The organism is Loktanella sp. IMCC34160 (assembly GCF_004145845.1).
GTDB lineage: Bacteria > Pseudomonadota > Alphaproteobacteria > Rhodobacterales > Rhodobacteraceae > SELP01.
Genome location: NZ_SELP01000005.1, coordinates 76,320 through 94,320 on the forward strand (window position 1 = coordinate 76,320; position 18,001 = coordinate 94,320).

At 62.3% G+C, this 18,001-nt stretch carries 19 protein-coding genes; 12 read left to right on the plus strand and 7 right to left on the minus strand.

The window, feature by feature from the left end; genetic code table 11:
• The first annotated feature begins 12 nt into the window (after positions 1–12).
• The 3 genes from EU803_RS13985 to EU803_RS13995 all read left to right on the plus strand — a co-directional run bounded on the left by EU803_RS13985 (position 13) and on the right by EU803_RS13995 (position 2,412).
• Positions 13–1,347 carry a S41 family peptidase gene (locus EU803_RS13985; protein WP_129683903.1) on the plus strand — a complete coding sequence of 445 codons (1,335 nt, stop codon included), beginning with the start codon at positions 13–15 and terminating at the stop codon, positions 1,345–1,347.
• Between the two features lie 88 nt (positions 1,348–1,435).
• The gene (locus EU803_RS13990) at positions 1,436–1,918 is read left to right on the plus strand and encodes an RNA pyrophosphohydrolase (protein ID WP_129683905.1); all 483 of its coding nucleotides are present in this window, start codon (positions 1,436–1,438) and stop codon (positions 1,916–1,918) included.
• Complete coding sequence (locus EU803_RS13995) at positions 1,915–2,412, plus strand: hypothetical protein (protein WP_129683907.1); 498 nt, start codon at positions 1,915–1,917, stop codon at positions 2,410–2,412. The genes EU803_RS13990 and EU803_RS13995 overlap by 4 nt, the downstream gene beginning before the upstream one ends.
• 14 nt (positions 2,413–2,426) lie before the next feature.
• Here EU803_RS13995 and EU803_RS14000 read toward each other — a convergent pair whose 3' ends face one another.
• The 4 genes from EU803_RS14000 to EU803_RS14015 are packed head-to-tail and all read right to left on the minus strand — an operon-like array spanning position 2,427 to position 6,896.
• A complete protein-coding gene (locus tag EU803_RS14000; RefSeq protein WP_129683909.1) occupies positions 2,427–3,767 on the minus strand; it encodes an FAD-binding oxidoreductase in 1,341 nt (446 codons plus the stop codon).
• Complete coding sequence (locus EU803_RS14005; RefSeq protein ID WP_129683911.1) at positions 3,764–5,260, minus strand: aldehyde dehydrogenase; 1,497 nt, start codon at positions 5,258–5,260, stop codon at positions 3,764–3,766. Before EU803_RS14005 ends, EU803_RS14000 begins: the two co-directional genes overlap by 4 nt.
• A gap of 3 nt (positions 5,261–5,263) precedes the next feature.
• Positions 5,264–6,181, minus strand: a complete 918-nt coding sequence (locus EU803_RS14010; protein WP_129683913.1) for a dihydrodipicolinate synthase family protein — start codon at positions 6,179–6,181, stop codon at positions 5,264–5,266.
• Between the two features lie 7 nt (positions 6,182–6,188).
• Positions 6,189–6,896 carry a GntR family transcriptional regulator gene (locus tag EU803_RS14015; RefSeq protein ID WP_129683915.1) on the minus strand — a complete coding sequence of 236 codons (708 nt, stop codon included), beginning with the start codon at positions 6,894–6,896 and terminating at the stop codon, positions 6,189–6,191.
• Positions 6,897–7,028: 132 nt separating this feature from the next.
• Between EU803_RS14015 and EU803_RS14020 the strand changes: the two genes are divergently transcribed.
• A complete protein-coding gene (locus tag EU803_RS14020; RefSeq protein WP_129683917.1) occupies positions 7,029–7,979 on the plus strand; it encodes a GlxA family transcriptional regulator in 951 nt (316 codons plus the stop codon).
• Here the strand turns inward: EU803_RS14020 and EU803_RS14025 are convergent.
• Entirely contained in the window at positions 7,972–8,856 is an 885-nt protein-coding gene (locus EU803_RS14025; protein WP_165352842.1) for a LysR family transcriptional regulator, read from the minus strand. The genes EU803_RS14020 and EU803_RS14025 overlap by 8 nt on opposite strands.
• A gap of 126 nt (positions 8,857–8,982) precedes the next feature.
• Between EU803_RS14025 and EU803_RS14030 the strand changes: the two genes are divergently transcribed.
• From EU803_RS14030 to EU803_RS14065, 8 genes are all read left to right on the plus strand, one after another.
• Positions 8,983–9,606, plus strand: coding sequence for an HD domain-containing protein (locus EU803_RS14030; protein WP_129683921.1), 624 nt, complete (start codon positions 8,983–8,985; stop codon positions 9,604–9,606).
• Positions 9,607–9,621: 15 nt separating this feature from the next.
• On the plus strand, positions 9,622–10,623 hold the full coding sequence (locus tag EU803_RS14035; RefSeq protein WP_129683923.1) for a sterol desaturase family protein: 1,002 nt from the start codon (positions 9,622–9,624) through the stop codon (positions 10,621–10,623).
• Between the two features lie 259 nt (positions 10,624–10,882).
• The gene (locus EU803_RS14040; RefSeq protein WP_129683925.1) at positions 10,883–12,094 is read left to right on the plus strand and encodes a hypothetical protein; all 1,212 of its coding nucleotides are present in this window, start codon (positions 10,883–10,885) and stop codon (positions 12,092–12,094) included.
• A 3-nt stretch (positions 12,095–12,097) separates the two neighbouring features.
• Positions 12,098–13,111 carry a DUF2169 domain-containing protein gene (locus tag EU803_RS14045; protein ID WP_129683926.1) on the plus strand — a complete coding sequence of 338 codons (1,014 nt, stop codon included), beginning with the start codon at positions 12,098–12,100 and terminating at the stop codon, positions 13,109–13,111.
• Between the two features lie 34 nt (positions 13,112–13,145).
• Positions 13,146–14,192: a 3-oxoacyl-ACP synthase gene (locus tag EU803_RS14050; protein WP_129683928.1), complete on the plus strand. Its 1,047-nt coding sequence runs from the start codon at positions 13,146–13,148 to the stop codon at positions 14,190–14,192.
• Positions 14,189–15,229 carry a PAAR-like domain-containing protein gene (locus tag EU803_RS14055; RefSeq protein ID WP_129683930.1) on the plus strand — a complete coding sequence of 347 codons (1,041 nt, stop codon included), beginning with the start codon at positions 14,189–14,191 and terminating at the stop codon, positions 15,227–15,229. The genes EU803_RS14050 and EU803_RS14055 overlap by 4 nt, the downstream gene beginning before the upstream one ends.
• 27 nt (positions 15,230–15,256) lie before the next feature.
• Positions 15,257–16,033: a hypothetical protein gene (locus EU803_RS14060; RefSeq protein ID WP_129683932.1), complete on the plus strand. Its 777-nt coding sequence runs from the start codon at positions 15,257–15,259 to the stop codon at positions 16,031–16,033.
• Between the two features lie 86 nt (positions 16,034–16,119).
• On the plus strand, positions 16,120–16,707 hold the full coding sequence (locus tag EU803_RS14065) for a hypothetical protein (RefSeq protein ID WP_129683934.1): 588 nt from the start codon (positions 16,120–16,122) through the stop codon (positions 16,705–16,707).
• On the opposite strand, the gene EU803_RS14070 is transcribed toward EU803_RS14065, so the two are convergent.
• Together EU803_RS14070 and EU803_RS14075 are read right to left on the minus strand one after the other, a co-directional pair.
• On the minus strand, positions 16,704–17,132 hold the full coding sequence (locus tag EU803_RS14070; protein ID WP_129683936.1) for a DUF6484 domain-containing protein: 429 nt from the start codon (positions 17,130–17,132) through the stop codon (positions 16,704–16,706). The two genes, EU803_RS14065 and EU803_RS14070, sit on opposite strands and share 4 nt — an antisense overlap.
• A gap of 164 nt (positions 17,133–17,296) precedes the next feature.
• Complete coding sequence (locus EU803_RS14075; protein ID WP_129683938.1) at positions 17,297–17,947, minus strand: TetR/AcrR family transcriptional regulator; 651 nt, start codon at positions 17,945–17,947, stop codon at positions 17,297–17,299.
• Positions 17,948–18,001 lie beyond the last annotated feature (54 nt).

Sequence of the window (18,001 nt, forward strand, 5' to 3'; positions counted from 1 at the left end):
GTAGGAAAGACCATGAAGAAATTCGCCATCGCCGCCGTCACCGGTTCGGTCCTTGGGCTTTTGGCCACGACACAGATCGCCGGTCCGCTGATCGCGCAGGAGGCGTCGCGCAATGCCAGCGTCTATGAACAGCTGGACCTGTTTGGCGATATCTTCGAGCGAATTCGCGCCCAATATGTGGAAGAGGTGGACGAAGCCGACCTGATCGAGGCGGCGATCAACGGGATGCTCACCTCGCTTGACCCGCATTCCAGCTACCTGTCGCCCGATGACGCGGCCGACATGCGGGTGCAGACGCGCGGCGAATTCGGCGGGCTGGGGATCGAGGTCACGCAGGAAGAAGGCTGGGTCAAGGTCGTCTCGCCCATGGATGGCACACCGGCGGACGCGGCAGGCATCCTTGCCGGGGATTTCATCACCGCTGTCGATGGCGAAAGCCTGCTTGGGCTGACACTGGACGAAGCGGTTGAACTGATGCGCGGCCCGGTCGGGTCGGAAATCATCGTCACCGTAGTGCGCGAAGGCGAAAGCGAACCCTTCGACGTGTCGATCATCCGCGACACCATCCGCCTGACCGCCGTGCGGTCGCGGACCGAAGGGCAATCTGTGGTTCTGCGCCTCGTGACCTTCTCGGATCAAACATATCCCAGCATGGAAGAACAGTTCCTTGAACAGGTCGACGAGGCCGGCGGGATCGAGAACATCAACGGCGTCGTGCTGGACCTGCGCAACAACCCCGGCGGGCTGCTGAATCAGGCGATCATGGTGTCCGACGCCTTCCTTGAAGCGGGCGAAATCGTGTCGACACGCGGCCGCAACCCGCAGGACGGCGACCGGTTCAATGCCGAACCGGGCGATATCACCGGCGGGCTGCCCATTGTCGTGCTGATCAACGGCGGTTCTGCCTCGGCCTCTGAAATCGTGGCGGGGGCGTTGCAGGATCACCGCCGGGCCATTGTTGTCGGAACCAAGAGCTTTGGCAAAGGGTCGGTTCAGACGCTGATGCCGCTTCCGGGGGATGGGGCCATGCGCCTGACCACCGCCCGCTATTACACGCCGTCGGGGCGGTCGATCCAGTCGCTGGGCATCCAGCCCGACATCATCGTCGAACAGCCGCGCCCGCGCCTGCAGGACGAAAACGGCGAAGAGGAGCAGCCCCGGCTGCGGTCCGAGGCCGACCTGCGCGGCGCGCTGAACAATGACAGCCTGACCGAGGACGAGATTCGCCAGATCGAGGAAGATCAGGCCGCTGCCGCCGCAACCGCCGCCCTGCGCGAAGAGGATTACCAACTGGCCTATGCGCTGGATATCCTGCGCGGGCTGTCGGCGCTTGGTCCCCAGAACTGATCTGGTGGGGTGGGTTGAAACCCACCTTACGGGCGCATCGCCCCTGTAAGGTGGGTCTTGACCCACGCCCCCTGCCAAAGGTTTCCAGATGACGCCCGAAGAGATCGCCCGCTTGCCCTATCGCCCCTGTGTTGGCCTGATGCTGGTCAATGCCGAGGGCCGGGTTTTCGTCGGCCAGCGGATCGACAATCATCAGGCCGCCTGGCAAATGCCGCAGGGGGGCGTGGACCCCGGCGAAGACCCGCGCGATGCCGCCCTGCGCGAGTTGTGGGAAGAAACCGGCATTCCCGCCGACCTTGTCCGGATCGAGGCGGAAACGGCCGATTGGCTGCCCTATGACCTTCCCCATGACATTGTCCCGAAAATCTGGAAGGGGCGGTATCGTGGTCAGGAACAGAAATGGTTCCTTCTGCGGTTCCTTGGAACCGACGCGGACGTGAACATCGAAACCGACCACCCGGAATTTTCCCGCTGGATCTGGCTCGATCCCAAGGAATTGCTTGCCTCGATCGTCTCATTCAAGCGGGATGTCTATGCCCGTGTTCTGGACGAGTTCGAGGAGAAGCTATGAAACTGACCATCGCCGCTGCGCTGATCTGCGCCGCCGGGGCCGCCAATGCCCTGTCCTGCATCCCGCCCGACCCCGCCGCCAGCTTTCAGCGCGCGGCAGAGGCGGAAGAAAGCTATGCCGTGCTGTTCGGCACATTCCGCTTTGATCCCATTGACCTGCCGGGGATGGAGCAGACGAACGACCCGAACTATCGCCCGCCCAGCGCGCAGGCCCGATTTTCCGGGCAGGGCCTTGGCGCGGCGGGCTTTGCCCCGACATCGGATCGCAGTGTGACCATCCAACCGCTGTGCTTTGGGCCGTGGTGCGGAAACATGACCCCGAACCTGCCGACCCTTGCCTTTGTCCGGGTTGGACCGGACGGGCACTACACGGTCGAGGCCGACCCCTGCGGCGGTTGGGTCTTTCCCAACCCATCACTGGAAACCGTCCGCGCGGTCGAGGCCTGCATGCGCGGCGAGGCCTGCGAGCCAGAGGGCTTTCCGCGCCGTCGCTAGCGTCAGGACCTTTCCTATTCGGCCCGCGCCTTCCATTCCTTCCAACGCAGAACTGCGTTCGCGCCCATGTCCCGCACCGGGCGAGGTGGCAGGCGTGTCGGCGCGGCCTCGGTGGTGAAATGGCGGGTAATGTCGCTTTGCACCCCGCAGGCCAGTTCCGCGGCACCAATCCCGGTCAACGTGCCGCGGGCGGTGCCCAGCCCGTTTTGCACGCAGCCCGAATAGACGCCGTTTTCGATCTCGCCCATCACCGCGACACCATTCATCGTCAGGCACAGATGCCCGGCCCAGCTGTGTTCCATTGCCATCCCGGCCAGTTGCGGAAAGCGGCTGTCGAACTTGCGGCGCATTGTGCGGGCCGCGCGGTGCAGGTCGGCGGGGCTGGCCGCCATGCCCGACCGCAGCACGGCACAAGTCCGGGTGATGATCCGGTTGCCCCCCTGCCCGCTGTCGATCCGGCGCATGGTCGTGCCCATCGGATCGGACGGGGTGATGCCCCAGCGGGGATGCCCACCCACCCGGGCCAGCGCGTCGACGTCCAACTCACGCGTCATCGTCGCGAACAGGAACAGATGCATCAGCCGCCCCCGCGCCTGCCCGAAACTTTCCAGGTGGCCGTTGACGGTCAGGATTACCTTGCCCGCAGTCAACCGCGCCTTGGGGGTGGCCACGGCCCATGCCCCGCCCTGCCGCGAAAACCCTGTCACCGGGCTGCGTTCGAACACCTGCACCCCGTCGCGGCGCAACCCGTCGGCCATGCCCCGCATATATCCCGCGGGCTGCAACATCACCGTGCCGGGGGTGTAGAGACCGGACAGGTAATGCGCGCTGCCGGTGATCTCTTGCATCTGGTGGGCGTCCAGACGTTCCGAGACCTCCCCAAGGCTAGAAAGATGCCGCGCGTAGCTGGCGTTGTGCGCGTCCGCCGCCGGACTGGCCGCGCCGTTGATCTTGCCCGCCGGATCAAAGAAATTTCGGTCGATGCCATAGTCTTCGACCGCCGCCGCGGCGAACCTCAGCGCCTGCCGGTTCAGGGCAATCACCGCTCGGTCATCGCCTGATCCGGCATAGTCCTCGCTTGCCAGATCATGCGGCAGGTCGATCATGAAGCCAGAGTTGCGGCCCGATGCGCCCTCGGCCACCGCCCCCGCCTCCAGCACCGCGATCCGGGCGCCGGGTGCAAGCTGTGTCAGGTGGCGCGCGGCGGCCATGCCAGCAAAGCCACCACCGATCACCGCGAAATCCACGGTCAGGTCGTGATCCAATTCAGGCCCCAAGGGGCGCGGCGGCAGGATCGCGTCCCAGGCCGCCGGACCAAGGTGCACCGGCAGGCGGCGCGCGCAATAGGTCGTCAATCCACGGCCTCGTCTGCGTCGTCGGCAAGGTCGATCCAGATCGTCTTGAGCTGGGTATATTGGTCGTGGGCGTGGATGCCGTTGTCGCGCCCGCCAAAGCCCGATTGCTTGAACCCGCCAAAGGGGGTGGCATTGTCGCCCTCGCCAAAGCTGTTGACGGTGACGGTCCCGGCCCGCAAGCTGCGCGCGCCCCGGATCGCCCGTTTCACGTTGGCCGTGAAAATCGACGCGCACAGGCCATAGTCGGTGTCGTTGGCGATATTGATCGCCTCGTCAAAGCCAGACACCTCGATCACCGACAGGACCGGGCCAAAGATTTCCTCGCGTGCCAGAACATGGGTATTGTCCGGCACTTCAACGACCGTTGCCTCGACGAACCCTTTGTCGGCCTTGCCGCCAAGAAGGATGGTGTCGGCCTTGTCCAGATAGCCGCAGACCTTGTCGTAATGGGACTTCGACACCAGCGCACCCATGCGGGTTTCCGGGTCCAGCGGGTCGCCGACGTTCCATTGCTTGGCGTGGTGGGCGATCCGGGTCAGCAGGTCGGCCTTGACCGACTTGTGCACGATCAACCGGGACGAAGCAGAGCAGTTTTCGCCCATGTTCCAGAAGGCGCCGTTGACGATGTGCTGCGCCACGCGATCAAGGTTTTCGGCATCGTCCATCACAATGGCCGGGTTCTTGCCGCCCATTTCCAGCGTGACCTCCTTGGCGTTCGATTCCGCCGAATAGGTCAGGAACAGCTTGCCGGTTGCGGTCGATCCTGTGAAGGACACGGCGTCGATATCCATATGACGGCCGATGGGCTCGCCCACCTCCGCCCCATGGCCCGGAACCACGTTCAGCACACCGCGCGGCAACCCCGCCTCCATCGCCAGTTCCGCGACCCGCAGGGCGGTCAGGGTCGTTTCCGCCGCCGGTTTCACCACCACCGAACAGCCCGCCGCCAAGGCCGGGCCGATCTTCCACGCCAGCATCAACAGGGGAAAGTTCCACGGCAGGACATGACCAACAACGCCCACCGGTTCCCGCACCACCATGGCGATGTGATCGTCCGACGCGGGCGAGACCTGATCGTAGATCTTGTCGATCAGTTCGGCGTGCCATTTGATGCAGCGGATGGTTTCCGGGACATCCACGGTTTCGCAATCAAAGATGGTCTTGCCGCTGTCGATGCTTTCCATCACCGCCAGTTCACGGGCGTTGCGGGTCATCAGTTTCGCCAGACGGATCAACACATCCTTGCGATCCGACGGATGCAAGCGCGACCAGCGGCCATCGTCGAATGCCTCTCGCGCCTTCGTCACCGCGAAATCCACGTCTTCCGCCCCGCAGGCAGCAATATCGGCCAATTTTTCACCCGTCGCCGGGTTCACCGTTTCAAAGGTCCTGCCCGAAATGGCCGGGCGAAATCCCCCATCAATGAAGGCCGCATTTGGCAGGTCCAACCCGGCGGCGATGGCCTTGTATTCGTCTAGTGTCAGCAGTCCCATGGGTCAGCCCTCCGCCCGGATGTCAGCGATTGTCTTCTTCAGCACACGCACCACCTGTTCCAGCGCACGCTTGTCGTCCTTGTTCAGCCCCTTCAACGGTGGCCGCATCGCGCCGGCGTCGAACCCGTTCAGGGTCACGCCGTATTTGATCGTCTGGATGAACTTGCCGCCCTGTTCCAGCACCCGCATCAGTGGCATCAGGGCCGACATGATCCGGCGACCCTTGGCGAAATTGCCCTCGATCACGCAGGCCTCATACAGGGCCACATGTTCCTCGGGCAGAAAGTTGGACCCGCCGCAGACCCAGAACGGCGCGCCCCAGGCGAAGAACTCCAGCGCCTGATCGTCCATGCCACAGCCCAGCGCAATATGCGGATAGTCGCGGGCCAGAAGGTGGACGCGGTTGATATCGCCAGAGCTTTCCTTGATGCCGCAGAAATTCCGGCTACGGCCAACGCGGTCCAAAAACTCTTCGCCCATCATGGTCCCGGTGCGGTGCGGGTAATTGTACAGCATCACCGGCAGGTCGGCGGCTTTGTCGATGGCCAGCGCGTTCAAGGCGTTTTCCCGGTCGGTTGGCACGGAATAAGGCGGGCTGGCCAGCAGGATCGCATCCGCCCCCATGTCGCGGGCGGCGGTCGCCAATGCAATGGAATCGCCGGTCAACATCGCGCCGGTCCCGACGACAAGCGGCACACGGCCCCTGATCCGGTCCTTGGTAAAGCGGGCTGTTTCAACCCGTTCCGCCACGGTCTGGGCATAGTTTTCGCCCGTCGACCCGCCCGAGATCAGGCCATGCACGCCTTTGTCGATCAGGAAATCGATCACCTCGGCCAGCGCCTCCCAATTGGGGCTTCCGTCATCATGGTAGGGGGTCACCACGGGGGTGTAGATCCCTTCGAACTTGAAAATGGGGGTCATGCGGTCCTCAGGCGGTGGAATGGGGAAGCGTGCCAAGCGGAGCGGTCAAGCCGCCGGGCATCACGAACATTTCGATCTGGTCGCGGGACAGCTTCCAGTGGTCGTCGGCAAGGCGGGCGGCGCTGTCGGGGTCTCGGGCCTCGATCGCGGCGATGATCTGGTCGTGCTGATGGCTGGCCGTCGACAGGTTGTCGGCCATCGTGTCAGTGCGGGGTTGGTAGAAGGTCATGCCGATCCGGGCGTGATCAATCAGCAACCGGCGGAACGAGGGCAGCAGGTAGACATTCGCGGCCATCTCTCCGGTAATCTCGTGGAACCGATTGTTGGCCAGCGCCCGGTCGGCGGGGCTGCCGTCGCGCAGGGCCGCGCGGAAGTCCTCTTGTGCGGCCTTGAGCTGGTCAATCTGGTCCGCTGTCGCGTTCAGGGCGGCCAGCCGCATGATCGCGCTATAGATCATCGGGGCGGCAAGGAAGAAATCGCGCAGTGTCGTATGGGACATCTCTGACACCCGCGCGCCGCGACCCGCGCGAAGTTCGACATAGCCCTCGCCCGCAAGCTCGCGAAACACCTCGCGCAGCGGGGTGCGGGACAGGCCGAAGGCATCGCTTAGCCCCACTTCGTCCAGATCGTCGCCGGGGCGCATCTGCATTGTCAGAATCGAGGTCTTGATATGGCCATAGAGGGCGGCCTTGGGGCCTTTTGCGATGTCTTTCATTGCGCGTCACCTCCTGACCGGCCCACGTTCAGGGGCGTTTTCTCCCGAACTCAATACCCAAAATACAACTTGTACTCAATTCGAATTTTTCTAGGATACAAATCTGCGCAATGCCTCGTGAAGGCCCGACTGATGCCCACGCCCCAGCACATCGTCTTTGCCCTTGTCGAAGATTTCACCCACATCGCCTTTTCCTGCGCGGTCGAACCGCTGCGGATTGCGAACTTCATCGCCGGGAAAGACCTTTATCGCTGGTCGTTCCTGTCCGAAGACGGGCAGACCGCGAAATCATCGAACGGGTCGCGGACCCTGGTGCACGGCAGTTTCGACAGCGTTCCGGCCTGTGACCGGCTGTTCGTCCTGTCTGGCCTTGGAATGCGCGACCGTATCACCAAACCGCTGATCGCCATGCTGCGGCGGGAACGGTATCGGGGGCGACCCATCGGCGCACTGTGTTCGGCCTCGTGGATTCTGGCGCATCTGGGGTTTCTCGACGGGCGGCGCGCGGCGATCCACTGGGATTATCACGACAGTTTCGCCGAGACCTTTCCCAAGGTCACACTTGTGCGGAATGTCTTTGTCGCGGACGAAAAATACCTGACCGCCTCGGGCGGGACCGCCACCGCAGACCTGATGCTCCACCTAATTGAGCTGGACCACGGGGCCGACCTGTCCACCGCCGTGGCCGATCAGATGGTCTATAGCTCTGCACGCGAGGCGAGCGCCGAACAGCGGGTGTCGATCCAATCACGGATGGGAATGCGCAACGTCCACCTGTCCAGCGCGATCAAGCGGATGAAAGACCGCATCGAAGACCCGATATCCCCGGCCACCATCGCGTCAGAGATCGGGATATCCACTCGTCAATTGGAACGGCTGTTCGGGCAGCACCTGAACACCTCTCCCAAGAAGTATTACATGCAGTTGCGATTGGATCGGGCGCGGCACCTGCTGATCCAGACGGAATCCTCGGTCATCGACGTGGCTTATGCCTGCGGGTTTGAAAGTCCCGGTCATTTCTCGCGGGTCTATCGCTCCGCATTTGGGGTCACGCCGATGGCGCAGCGTAGCCGGATCAGCTGACCGGGGCATCACGCAGAAGAAAGGCCCGAAGTCTTTCGAAGGAGGCTTTTTCGCGCAACGCCGGACGGTAGACGAGGTAATAACCATATCCCTCACGCCCCAGTTCCGGCCCGATCCGCACGATGGCCCCGCTTTCGACAAGCGCATCTTCCAGCCCAAGATATCCGATGCCAACGCCGTCGCCCGCGGTGATCATATCCAGCATGGTCGGATAGCTGCGCACGACCGGAAGATTGGCGGACCGCGGCAGGCTTCGGCCCAGCGCCCTGTACCACCGTTCCCAGGTCATCCAACCCGATCCGCTCGGGTCGCCATGGTCCAGCAGGAACCGCTGCGGCAGGGTTTCGAAGGGGGCGGCGGGGTCAAAGCCGGGATGGGCCTTTGCGAACCCGGGCGCGGCGACGATCCGGCACCGTTCCGGGAACAGCAGGTCCGCCTCCATCCCCCGGAAGTCCCCATTCCCGAAACGTATGGAGAAATCGACGCCCCCCTCGTCGAAGCTGCGATAATCGTCCGAAGTGAGGAAGTTCACAGGCGCATCGGCGACCTGCCGCATGGCCCCGATGCGCGGCATCAGCCACAGATGGGCCACGCCAAAGGACGCCCCCACCACGAAATCGCGGCTGCCGGCCCGGCGCACGTCCCGCACGCCCAGTTCGACCCGGTCCAGAACCGAGGTCGCAAGTTCTGAGAGGTTTTGCCCCTCGGGCGTCAGGCTGATCGCGTTGCCCCGCCGCAGGAACAGCGGCGCGCCGATCCAATCTTCAAGTTTGGCGACGTGACGGGTGATGGCGGGCTGGGCCACGCCCAGCTCTTCCGCCGCGCGGGTAAAATTGCCCAGACGGGCGGCTGCCTCGAAGGCGAGAAGGGCATTCATTGGCGGCAGCCTGCGGCGCATCCCGGCGATCCTACATAACAAAAAGGTATCGAACTATTCCACTTTTCCCTCTCGGCGTAAATGGGCGCAACGGGCATGGTGACGCCAGACAAGGGAGATTCCACAATGGACAAGGTCAGCTTCAAGCAGATGAAGGACGGCACCAAGGAAGATTACGAATTCCTGACCGCCCATGAGATCGATCATACCAAGGACACGGCCAAACGGCTGATGAAGGCGCTGGTCGAACTGGATGAAAGCCTGTCGGGCTACCAGATCACACGCCTTGGGCATTCGATCCAATCCGCCAGCCGCGCCTACCGCGACGGCGCAGATATCGACTGGATCGTATCGGCGTTGTTGCACGACATCGGGGACATCTATGCCCCCTATAACCACGACGAATACGCCGCGACCATCCTGCGCCCCTTCGTCCGCGACCAATGCGCGTGGTGCGTGCAGACCCACGGCGATTTCCAGATGCTCTATTACGGGCATCATCTTGACGGTTTTGACCAACACAAGCGGGAACGGCACCGGGGTCATCCCTATTTCGATGACTGCGCCGAATTCTGCGAACGCTGGGATCAGGCCAGCTTTGACCCCGATTATGACGACCTGCCGCTGTCGTTCTTTGCGCCAATGGTCGAAGAGGTCTTTGCCCGCAAACCCTATGACCCGGATGTCATGACCCCGGGAACCCGACTCCCGCTTGCCAACGCGGATGTTGCCGCACAGCGCGCAGCCTAGGCCCGAGGGAAAGCCATGACTGACCAGACCCCGCCGCCTGCCCGCCCGGAGCGGCGGGTCTGGAATTACACACCCGACCTGCCGATCAAGCTCGCGCCCTACTGGGATTGGCCGATGCGCCCGCTCGCGGCAGCGGCCTACCTGCTGCGCAGCTGGAACCCGGTGGGACTGCGGTTTCTGTTCCTTGTTGCGGCCTTTGTCGTCTGGACATGGTTCACCCCCGATCTGTCACGCGCCGAAACCATCCGGTTCGACTGGATCGCCGAGGTCTGGTTGCGCAACTTCATCCTCCTGACTGGCATTGCCGGTGGGCTGCACCTGCTTTTGTGGCGGTTCGCGGTGCAAAAGGACGACTACCGCTACGACATGCGGCCCATGATGAAGGGGGCGCGGGCCTTCTGGTTTCGCAATCAGGTCTGGGACAACATGTTCTGGTCCTTCGTCGCCCTGCAATTCTGGACCTTCTTCGAATGCCTGATCTGGTATGCCTACGCCAACGGCTGGGCCACGATGATCACCTTCGAGACGAACCCGGTCTGGTTCGTCACCCTGATCGTGCTGATCCCGATCTGGGCGGGGTTCTATTTCTACACCCACCACCGGCTGTTGCATGTCGGGCCGTTCTATCGCCACGTCCATTCGTGGCACCATAAGAACGTCAACACCGGACCGTGGTCGGGGCTTGCGATGCACCCGGTCGAAAGCTTTGTCCTGATGACCGATACGCTGCTGTTCCTGCTGATCCCCGCACACCCGGTGCATGTCTTGTTCCTGCTGTTCCACCACGGGATCGGCGCGCCGACCTCGCACGCCGGGTTTGAAAAACTGAAGATCGGCAAGGGCGGTATCGAGGTCGGGGATTTCTTTCACCAGCTTCATCACCGGTTCTTCGACTGCAACTACGGCACATGGGAAACGCCCTGGGACAAGTGGTTCAACACCTTCCATGACGGCACCAGCGACGGCGACACGGCCGTCCGGGAACGGCGTCGGCGGATCTGGAACTCGGCCGACTAGAGCGTTTCGTCTTTGCATTGAGGCGCCCGGTATCGGCCGTGGCGTTTGAGCCTGCCGCGCGAAAGGCAGCGAAGGGCCGATCAAGGGGCAGGTCGAAACGCTTTCGGCGCGGTGAACCCGTTCAGAAATTTCCTTGCTGATTCAATGACCGCCGGGCTAGCATCCTCGCATCCCATTTTGCGAAGTCATTATGCTCAAAAAGGTAAATAGACCGACTGTGCGGGACGACTTCCTCCGTGTTCATCTGGAGGATGCGGCCATGCTGTTCATGCAGCACCGCCAGTTGACGGAAATGCCCAACGTCCGCCTGCCAGACCTATATGAGACCGAGCAGCGCCTTGCCGCGCATCTTGATTTCGGGATGTACTGCGGCGCCCAGGCGTTGGACATGGCCCGGAGCATCTTTGAGGAAAGCCCGACGCGGGGCGAAGTTTCGATGTTCGCCCATGTCGCCATGCTACAGGGAAACAAGGACTTTCCCGAACTGATCGGCGACCTGGCCGCCGACCCGCAAGATGCCGTAGCCGCGGTCGGCCATGCCTTCGCCTTCTGCGGAAAGCCGGTTCGGCGGGATTATCTTGGGCAGTGGATACACTCGGATAACCCCTTCCTTGTTCGGTCCGCACTGGAGGCCGCGATCCAGCATCGGCTGAACCTGCGCGATCTGCTGATCCCGCTGTTTGATCATGCCGACAGCGGCATCCGCACCCGCGCGTTCGAATACGCAGGGGTGATGGGACTGGCCGAACACGGACCAAGGGCCGAGGAGGCGGCGGGCGACAGCGCCCCGGACGTGTCCTTTGCGGCGGCGGTGGCCGGATGCCGGATTGCCTCGGGCGCAACGATCGTTCCGCTTTTGTCAAAGATCGGCCCCTCCAGCAGCGCGCGGGACAGCCGCCTTGCGACCGAGGTCGCCTTCCTGACCCTCAACGAAGAGAACGCCCGCGATCACGTCCGCGCGCTTCTGTCCGATATCGACACCCGGCGCTGGGGGCTTCTGGCGTTGGGGGTGATCGGGGCCACCCGGACCCTTGATTTCATCATCTCGGATATGGCCGCGCCCGAATTTTCGCGCATGGCTGGCTGGGCGTTTTCGATGATCACCGGGGCCAATGTGGCCGAGGATGATCTGGAGCTGGATGAATTCCCTGACAGCCCCGACAACCCGCTGTTGGAGGACGCGCCCGAAGAAGATGCCATCGAAGAGGCCCTGCCCTGGCCCGATCCGGAGCGGATCGCGGCATGGATGGCCGAAAACGGGTCGCGCCTCAGCAGCGACCACCCGATGCTGTTCGGCCTCGCGCGGTGGAGCTATCAGGACATCGACACGACCCAGCTGGAGTTTCAGGGTCGGTTCCGCGCCGTGGCGCAGGCCATTGCCATGCAATCGCCTGACCGGCGCCTGCCAAACTGGCGGTCGCGGGTCTTCCTGCAGGATCGGCAGTTTCGACGCGACTGGCAGATGGGATGAGCCATGTCGATGCACATTGAAAACCTGACCCCTTTCCCCTGCCAGTTCACCCTCGCGTTTGACTCGGCCGGGCGCGAGATGGTCGTGGTGGTCACCAAGGGCACCTACACCCTGCCCGAGGCTCCGGGCGACGCCTGCGCCCTCTCCCCGGTCCAGCGCCCGCTGCACCTTGCTGACGAAATCGCTGAAGGGTTGGGAAGCGCGATCCTGTCCGAAACTGATTTTGCTCCGGCCAAACCCTTTTGCGATGTGATGGTCTCGGGCCCCGCCTGTACCCCCGGCGGGGAAGAAGTGAAACGGCTGCTGGTCGCCGCGCAACTGGGCAAGGTGAAGAAATCCTTCCACGTCCTGGGCCCCCGCGCCTGGCAGGGCCGGATGCTGGGAGTCGAACCGTCAGACCCCAAACCGTTTTCCGTGCAAGAGATCGGCTATCAGCAGGCTTGGGGCGGCGGCGAACAGCACCCCCGCAAGGAAGACATCTGGGACACGGTCGAAACCAACCCGGCTGGGGTTGGTTATTACCCCTATGCGTCCAAGACCGAGGGCAAACCACTGCCAAACACCGAAGAGATCGGCAAACCGGTCCTGGACCCGGTAGGCACCTATGTGCCCATGGCGTTTGGCCCCATCGGCCGGGCATGGCTGCCCCGGCGCACCTTCGCAGGAACATATGACAAGGTCTGGCAGGACACGCGGATGCCGTTTCCGCCGACGGATCTGGACCCGCGATATTTCCAGTCAGCCCCGCCGGACCAGCAGATCCGCTACCCAACGCATGGAGAGGCCTTTTCTCTGGTGGGCCTGTCACCGCGTGGACCGATCCACGGGGTCCTGCCCGCGCCCAAGGTCACCATGCGGTTCGAACGCAAGACCGGGCGCATGACCCAACGGATCGCGCAACCCGATACGGTCGTCTTCTACCCGTCCGACCACCAGCTGACGATCACGTGGCGCACCCATCTGAAACCGGATCGGGACATCTTCGACCTGTCGCAAGTCGTGGTCGAGGCGCAATGACCGGTCGCGCGATCATAACTCGGGGAGGCACGCCATGCTTGCGGTGATCGGCTATGGCATGTGGACCGCGGCCGGGCATGACGGGCCGTCATCTGTCGCGTCGATGCGGGCCGGACTTTCGGCGGCAATCCAAACCCCGCTGTGGGATCCGACCAAGGGCGCGGCCCTGAACGCCTTTCAGCTAAGCGCGCATCAATGGTGGGAAGGCGAAAGTTTTCTGGCCGAGATCGCCGCCGAGGTCATTGGCCAATGCCATGCGCAGATCGATGCCATCGACGGGACCAAGCCCAAAGAGGTGCCGATCCTGATCAGCGTCGCGCCCGAGACGCGGCCCGGCCGCACGCCCGGTCTTGAACAGGGTCTGCTTGCCCGCCTGACGGCGCAGCTTGGGTTCGACCTGCCAGAGGGAAGCGGGATCCTGCCCGGCGGCAAGGCCGCGATCCCGGCGCTTCTGACCAATGCTGGTGCGCTACTGGGCCGGTCGCGCTACGTGATCCTTCTGGGTGTGGAAAGCCTGCTGCAACAGGTGATCGTGAACCATTACATCCGCGAAAACCGGCTGCTGTGTGGCGGCAATTCCTCGGGCTTCATTCCGGGCGAGGCCGGGGCCGCGGTGATCCTCTCCGCGCCGGGGGCGACGGGCCTGCCGGAATTGCGGCTGACGGGGGTCGGCGAAGGCCGCGAACCCATCGGCAATCCCGACGACGAAACCCCACGCTGTTCCGGGCTGACCAACGCGATCCGGTCGGCCCTTGCCGCGGCCGGAACCCAGATGTTCGACATCGGGGTCCTGCTGGGCGATCTGAACGGCGAGCATGGCAAGTTCAAAGAGGCGACCATCGCCGTCATGCGCAATGACCGGCTGCCGCCAGACGAGGTGTCTAGACGTCCACGCGAGCTTCTGGAAGACTGGAACACAGCCGAGGCGATCGGCGAAGTTGGTGCCGCGATGCTGCCCGCCGCGATGGGCTGGGCGTTCGAGGCGGGACGCATGGGAATTCTGCCCCTGCGCCACGTCCTGTTCCACGGCGGAGAGGACGACGGAACGCGGGTCGCCATAGTTGGAGAATTTTCAGGATGAGCGTATTTGCAAATGGACGGGAAGTGTCGGGCAAGGCCCAGGCGAACCAGATCATCGCGGGCTTTCCCAGCGTCTGCCTAAGCCCGCCGTCGCCGCCCGCCGGGCCGGTGCCAATCCCCTACCCGATGTTCACCAACGCTAAAAAGACGTCGCAGGGGACGACCACCGTCAAGATCAAGAAAAAGGAAGTCGGCAAGAAGAACTCCTCGACCTACAAGAAATCCAACGGAAACGAGGCCGCAACCCGGTCTTTCGGGATGGACGTGGTTTCGCACACGCTGAGCGGGGCAACAAAACATCAGGCCTATTCTTTCGACGTCAAAGTTCAAGGCGCCGGTGTCAATCGGTTCTCGGACATCACCACGACGAACCACAGCAACCCGGCGACGGCAGCGACGATAGATGCGGCGGGCGTTTCCATCGCGGTCGAGGTCGACCACGACAATCCATGTGAAGGGCTGGCTGAAGCAAAAAAAAAGGTCCGCGATCAAATTGAGGATACTGGGAGTAAAGCCGGTCGTGCCGCCGCAGAGGGAAGTTCAACAGTCTCGACGTTCCTGCATATTGATGAAAGCAACTCCGCCGCCGTTGGTTGGTCAGGGTCGAGCAATGCAATGCTCACCCGGTCTCAGGGCTGCGCGAAGGGCAGAAAAGGCGCCGAACGCCGGAAGATGGTCAATAAGGACACAGGCGGCACGACGTCGGAGATTTGCGGAGGCTATGAGCACCCGCAACCAGTTTATCGAAATCATCCAGAAAGCCACACTGAAGCGCGCATCCTGGAAACGTTGTTGAAGGAACAAAAGGAAAATACCGGCAGTTCAGCAGGCGGGCCAAAGGGGAAGCTGGTGATCTCGATCGACTGGCCGTCGGCCGAAAGCAGCGGCATGAAACCGCACGATCCTTGTTCTGATTGCGAGGCCCTTCTTAGGCATGCCGCAAATTGCATGGACATCGAGATTTGTGAGGAGGGCGTCGATGAAGACGGCGAAAAGGTATTTTCGAAACGGAAGATCAAGAAAGCTCCGAAGCCATAACCGGTCTTTGAATTGCGAACGGGAAATATGATGATTCAGATAAATGAACTAGGAGAATTCGACCTTTCGCAAGCCCCACTCGCTTCGGAATGGAAAGGCCCACGCGCGCACATCGGACCCGCCGAAACCGTTACGCCCTTGGTCAGGATTCTCGGGAACAAATCAAAACTTTCTGTTATCACGATGATGGCCGGAGTTTCTTTTTGGGCGGCGCGTCGACTGGAACATTTCACAGATGTCAGCCACCTTGATGAACTGATTGAGGCCAGCTTCGCTTGGCATTTCAATTTCAGGTATCTTGATCCGGATGCGGAACCGGACAATTACCCGCCAGCCAATCCGCCAGAACTATCAGCGCTTATGCAGATTGACACCTTGTTCAGATCACAGATGGAAAACATGCTGGACTGGACAAACCCCAACGCACCAATCTTTCCTGCTTTTCACCTCACCATGCTAGTTCAACACATACTGCCAGACCACGGACGGGCGCTTTTCCAAACATGGTTGGAAAAATATCTTGCAAGAATTGAGCAGACATCCCTCGTCCAGCACAAGACGGATAAGGAAATCGATGCGATTCCTCGGGGGCCTGAAATGCGGGACTACTGCGCCATGATACGCGGGAAACCATTGCCGCCGTCATTCCTAGACCTTTCGCTTGAACTCGATGGAAGAGACCTCGAAGCCGAAGCATTTGCGAACCTCAAAGGCCTCGACCACACTAAGAACCGCTTCCTTCGGAGCCCGTCCGACATGCTTGCGATGGGATTCAAAGGCGATCCCTATGGAGTGCCTTCGTGACGCTTGAAGAATATATCGCGGGTGTCCTTCGACGCCGGGATCAACCAACTTTCGAGTGGGAAGATTGGAGAGTCCGCGAGTATTTCATGTTCGAAGCCCCAGACGGCTTCCTGGAAGAAATCTCGGATGCGGCGGCCTTTGGGCTGGCCCTTGCCTCCGCTTCCTGGATCGACGTTCGGCTTTCCGGAGTCAGTTCCGATCCGATGCTGTCGCAGGTCATCGCCGCCGGTTGGGCCAATATGCTTGAACCTGAGGCGAGCGATTATTTCGAACCCGACGACGAAGAATGGGTCGGCCCGGTCCGCGCGCCGCTCGCGACGACTGCAATCATCCTGATGGATGCAATGTACGGAATGAACCTCAACCCGGATATCAGGTTGCGCACAAGCTGGATGGCAGATTTTGCCCGCTACGTCCTTGAAGATGATGCCGAGACGTTTGACGCTTGGTTCAACTGGGCGGCGGATCGCCTTGCCCGTGTTCATCCCCGCAGCGAGATGCCGAAGCTTGGGTTGTTCGACGTTCCGGTCCGGTTCGAACCCGTCGTCGGTCGGGATGTGTTTGTGCCGGAAACCGACTATGACCCGGCCACTGCTCGGTCATCGCTCTACAACTGGCTGATGCAGGGTGACCGGGACAATCCGTTCATCGATTTCTCGGAACTGCGCCCCTAATTCAGCTGAACGCTGGCCCCTTGAATCCGGTTGTTCCGTTCCGCCCGCGTCAGGATTTGCGTCCCCCGGATCGTGACAGTTCCATCCGCTTTCATCACGATGCTGGATTTTCCGCAGCGCAGTTCGATGCTTTTGCGGCTGGTGATCTGGATCGGAAGGTCTTCGTCCCGCTGGATCGTGACCGGCGTGGCCTCGGTCCGGATCGGTTTCTGGACCAGCCCGATGATCAGTGGCCGGTCCAGCCGTCCGCCTTCGAACATCAGCGCCACCTCAGCCCCGATATTGTCCTGCGACAGCTGGTGCAGCGACCGGGCGGGCACGGCGGCCTCTTTGGGGTTGGAGGCGAAGACGACAAGCGGTTGATCCTTCTTGAACCCAAGGATCACGCCAATCTCGACGGTGGCGGCGGTATCTGCTGTGATCATGTCGGTCCCTTCTTGATCTGTCGGGGCGGTGCTGAAATCGGGTCCGGCCCGGAATGGCCCGGTCGGCACACCACCCGGAGAGCCGAAATTGCGGTGATGACGGCCGATGCCCCAGTGTAAGCGGGCAGTCGCCAAGCTGTCACCCAGATTCTGGGACGGTACCTTCAGCGGCCTCCATCAAACCCGCATTGGGCATGGAACCGGCGCAGCTCCGCCTCGGTCGGGGGTTGGCCGGTGAAGGTCTGGATGTAGCCCGGGATGCGGGCCATACGGGTGGCCATGTCCTCGATCACCTGCATCGAGATATAGCCGATCTGCACAAGATAGACGGTGCGCGCCCGCACGTCCGCCTCTGCCATGGCAAAGCCGAAGCGTTCGAACATGGCCCGGATCGCCGCCAGCCGCTCTGCATCCGCCGCGTTGACCCGCGCCGCCACATCCTCGGACTGATGCGCCCAGCCCCGCACGGCAAGGTCCAGCCCGGCCTCGAACGGGCCGCCTTCCATGAAGACCGCGACAAGGTTCAGCGCCGCCTCGGTGATGGTTTCGGCATAGGCCTCTGCCGCCGTCTTCAGGCTGCGGGTATTGGTCGCCTCCCAATCGTCCAGAAGGGCGTCCAGCAGCGCGGCGCGATCCTTGAAAAACCAATAAAAGCTGGTGCGCGACAGATTCAGCCGGGTTGCCAGTGGCTGGATCTTCACCGCGTCAAGGCCGGAGGTGACAAAAGCCTCGCGCGCGGCAAGCAGCCAGCCTTCGCGCGACCCGCGCCAACCGCCGGGCGCCTCGTCCGTGTCGATGTTTTCTACCGTCGTCATGGCCCGATCCTAGCTGCCCGACGGGCCGGGAGCAATAAAATCGTCACGCATGAA

Excerpts from the sequence above, each read along its gene's own strand:
- EU803_RS13990 (WP_129683905.1), top strand. The coding sequence starts at position 1,436 with ATGACGCCCGAAGAGATCGCCCGCTTGCCCTATCGCCCCTGTGTTGGC.
- EU803_RS14050 (WP_129683928.1), top strand. The coding sequence starts at position 13,146 with ATGCTTGCGGTGATCGGCTATGGCATGTGGACCGCGGCCGGGCATGAC.
- EU803_RS13995 (WP_129683907.1), top strand. The coding sequence starts at position 1,915 with ATGAAACTGACCATCGCCGCTGCGCTGATCTGCGCCGCCGGGGCCGCC.
- EU803_RS14070 (WP_129683936.1), bottom strand. The coding sequence starts at position 17,132 with ATGATCACAGCAGATACCGCCGCCACCGTCGAGATTGGCGTGATCCTT.
- EU803_RS14075 (WP_129683938.1), bottom strand. The coding sequence starts at position 17,947 with ATGACGACGGTAGAAAACATCGACACGGACGAGGCGCCCGGCGGTTGG.
- EU803_RS14045 (WP_129683926.1), top strand. The coding sequence starts at position 12,098 with ATGTCGATGCACATTGAAAACCTGACCCCTTTCCCCTGCCAGTTCACC.
- EU803_RS14055 (WP_129683930.1), top strand. The coding sequence starts at position 14,189 with ATGAGCGTATTTGCAAATGGACGGGAAGTGTCGGGCAAGGCCCAGGCG.
- EU803_RS14030 (WP_129683921.1), top strand. The coding sequence starts at position 8,983 with ATGGACAAGGTCAGCTTCAAGCAGATGAAGGACGGCACCAAGGAAGAT.
- EU803_RS14035 (WP_129683923.1), top strand. The coding sequence starts at position 9,622 with ATGACTGACCAGACCCCGCCGCCTGCCCGCCCGGAGCGGCGGGTCTGG.
- EU803_RS14060 (WP_129683932.1), top strand. The coding sequence starts at position 15,257 with ATGATGATTCAGATAAATGAACTAGGAGAATTCGACCTTTCGCAAGCC.
- EU803_RS14020 (WP_129683917.1), top strand. The coding sequence starts at position 7,029 with ATGCCCACGCCCCAGCACATCGTCTTTGCCCTTGTCGAAGATTTCACC.
- EU803_RS14065 (WP_129683934.1), top strand. The coding sequence starts at position 16,120 with ATGTTCGAAGCCCCAGACGGCTTCCTGGAAGAAATCTCGGATGCGGCG.
- EU803_RS14015 (WP_129683915.1), bottom strand. The coding sequence starts at position 6,896 with ATGAAAGACATCGCAAAAGGCCCCAAGGCCGCCCTCTATGGCCATATC.
- EU803_RS13985 (WP_129683903.1), top strand. The coding sequence starts at position 13 with ATGAAGAAATTCGCCATCGCCGCCGTCACCGGTTCGGTCCTTGGGCTT.
- EU803_RS14005 (WP_129683911.1), bottom strand. The coding sequence starts at position 5,260 with ATGGGACTGCTGACACTAGACGAATACAAGGCCATCGCCGCCGGGTTG.
- EU803_RS14025 (WP_165352842.1), bottom strand. The coding sequence starts at position 8,856 with ATGAATGCCCTTCTCGCCTTCGAGGCAGCCGCCCGTCTGGGCAATTTT.
- EU803_RS14010 (WP_129683913.1), bottom strand. The coding sequence starts at position 6,181 with ATGACCCCCATTTTCAAGTTCGAAGGGATCTACACCCCCGTGGTGACC.
- EU803_RS14040 (WP_129683925.1), top strand. The coding sequence starts at position 10,883 with ATGCTGTTCATGCAGCACCGCCAGTTGACGGAAATGCCCAACGTCCGC.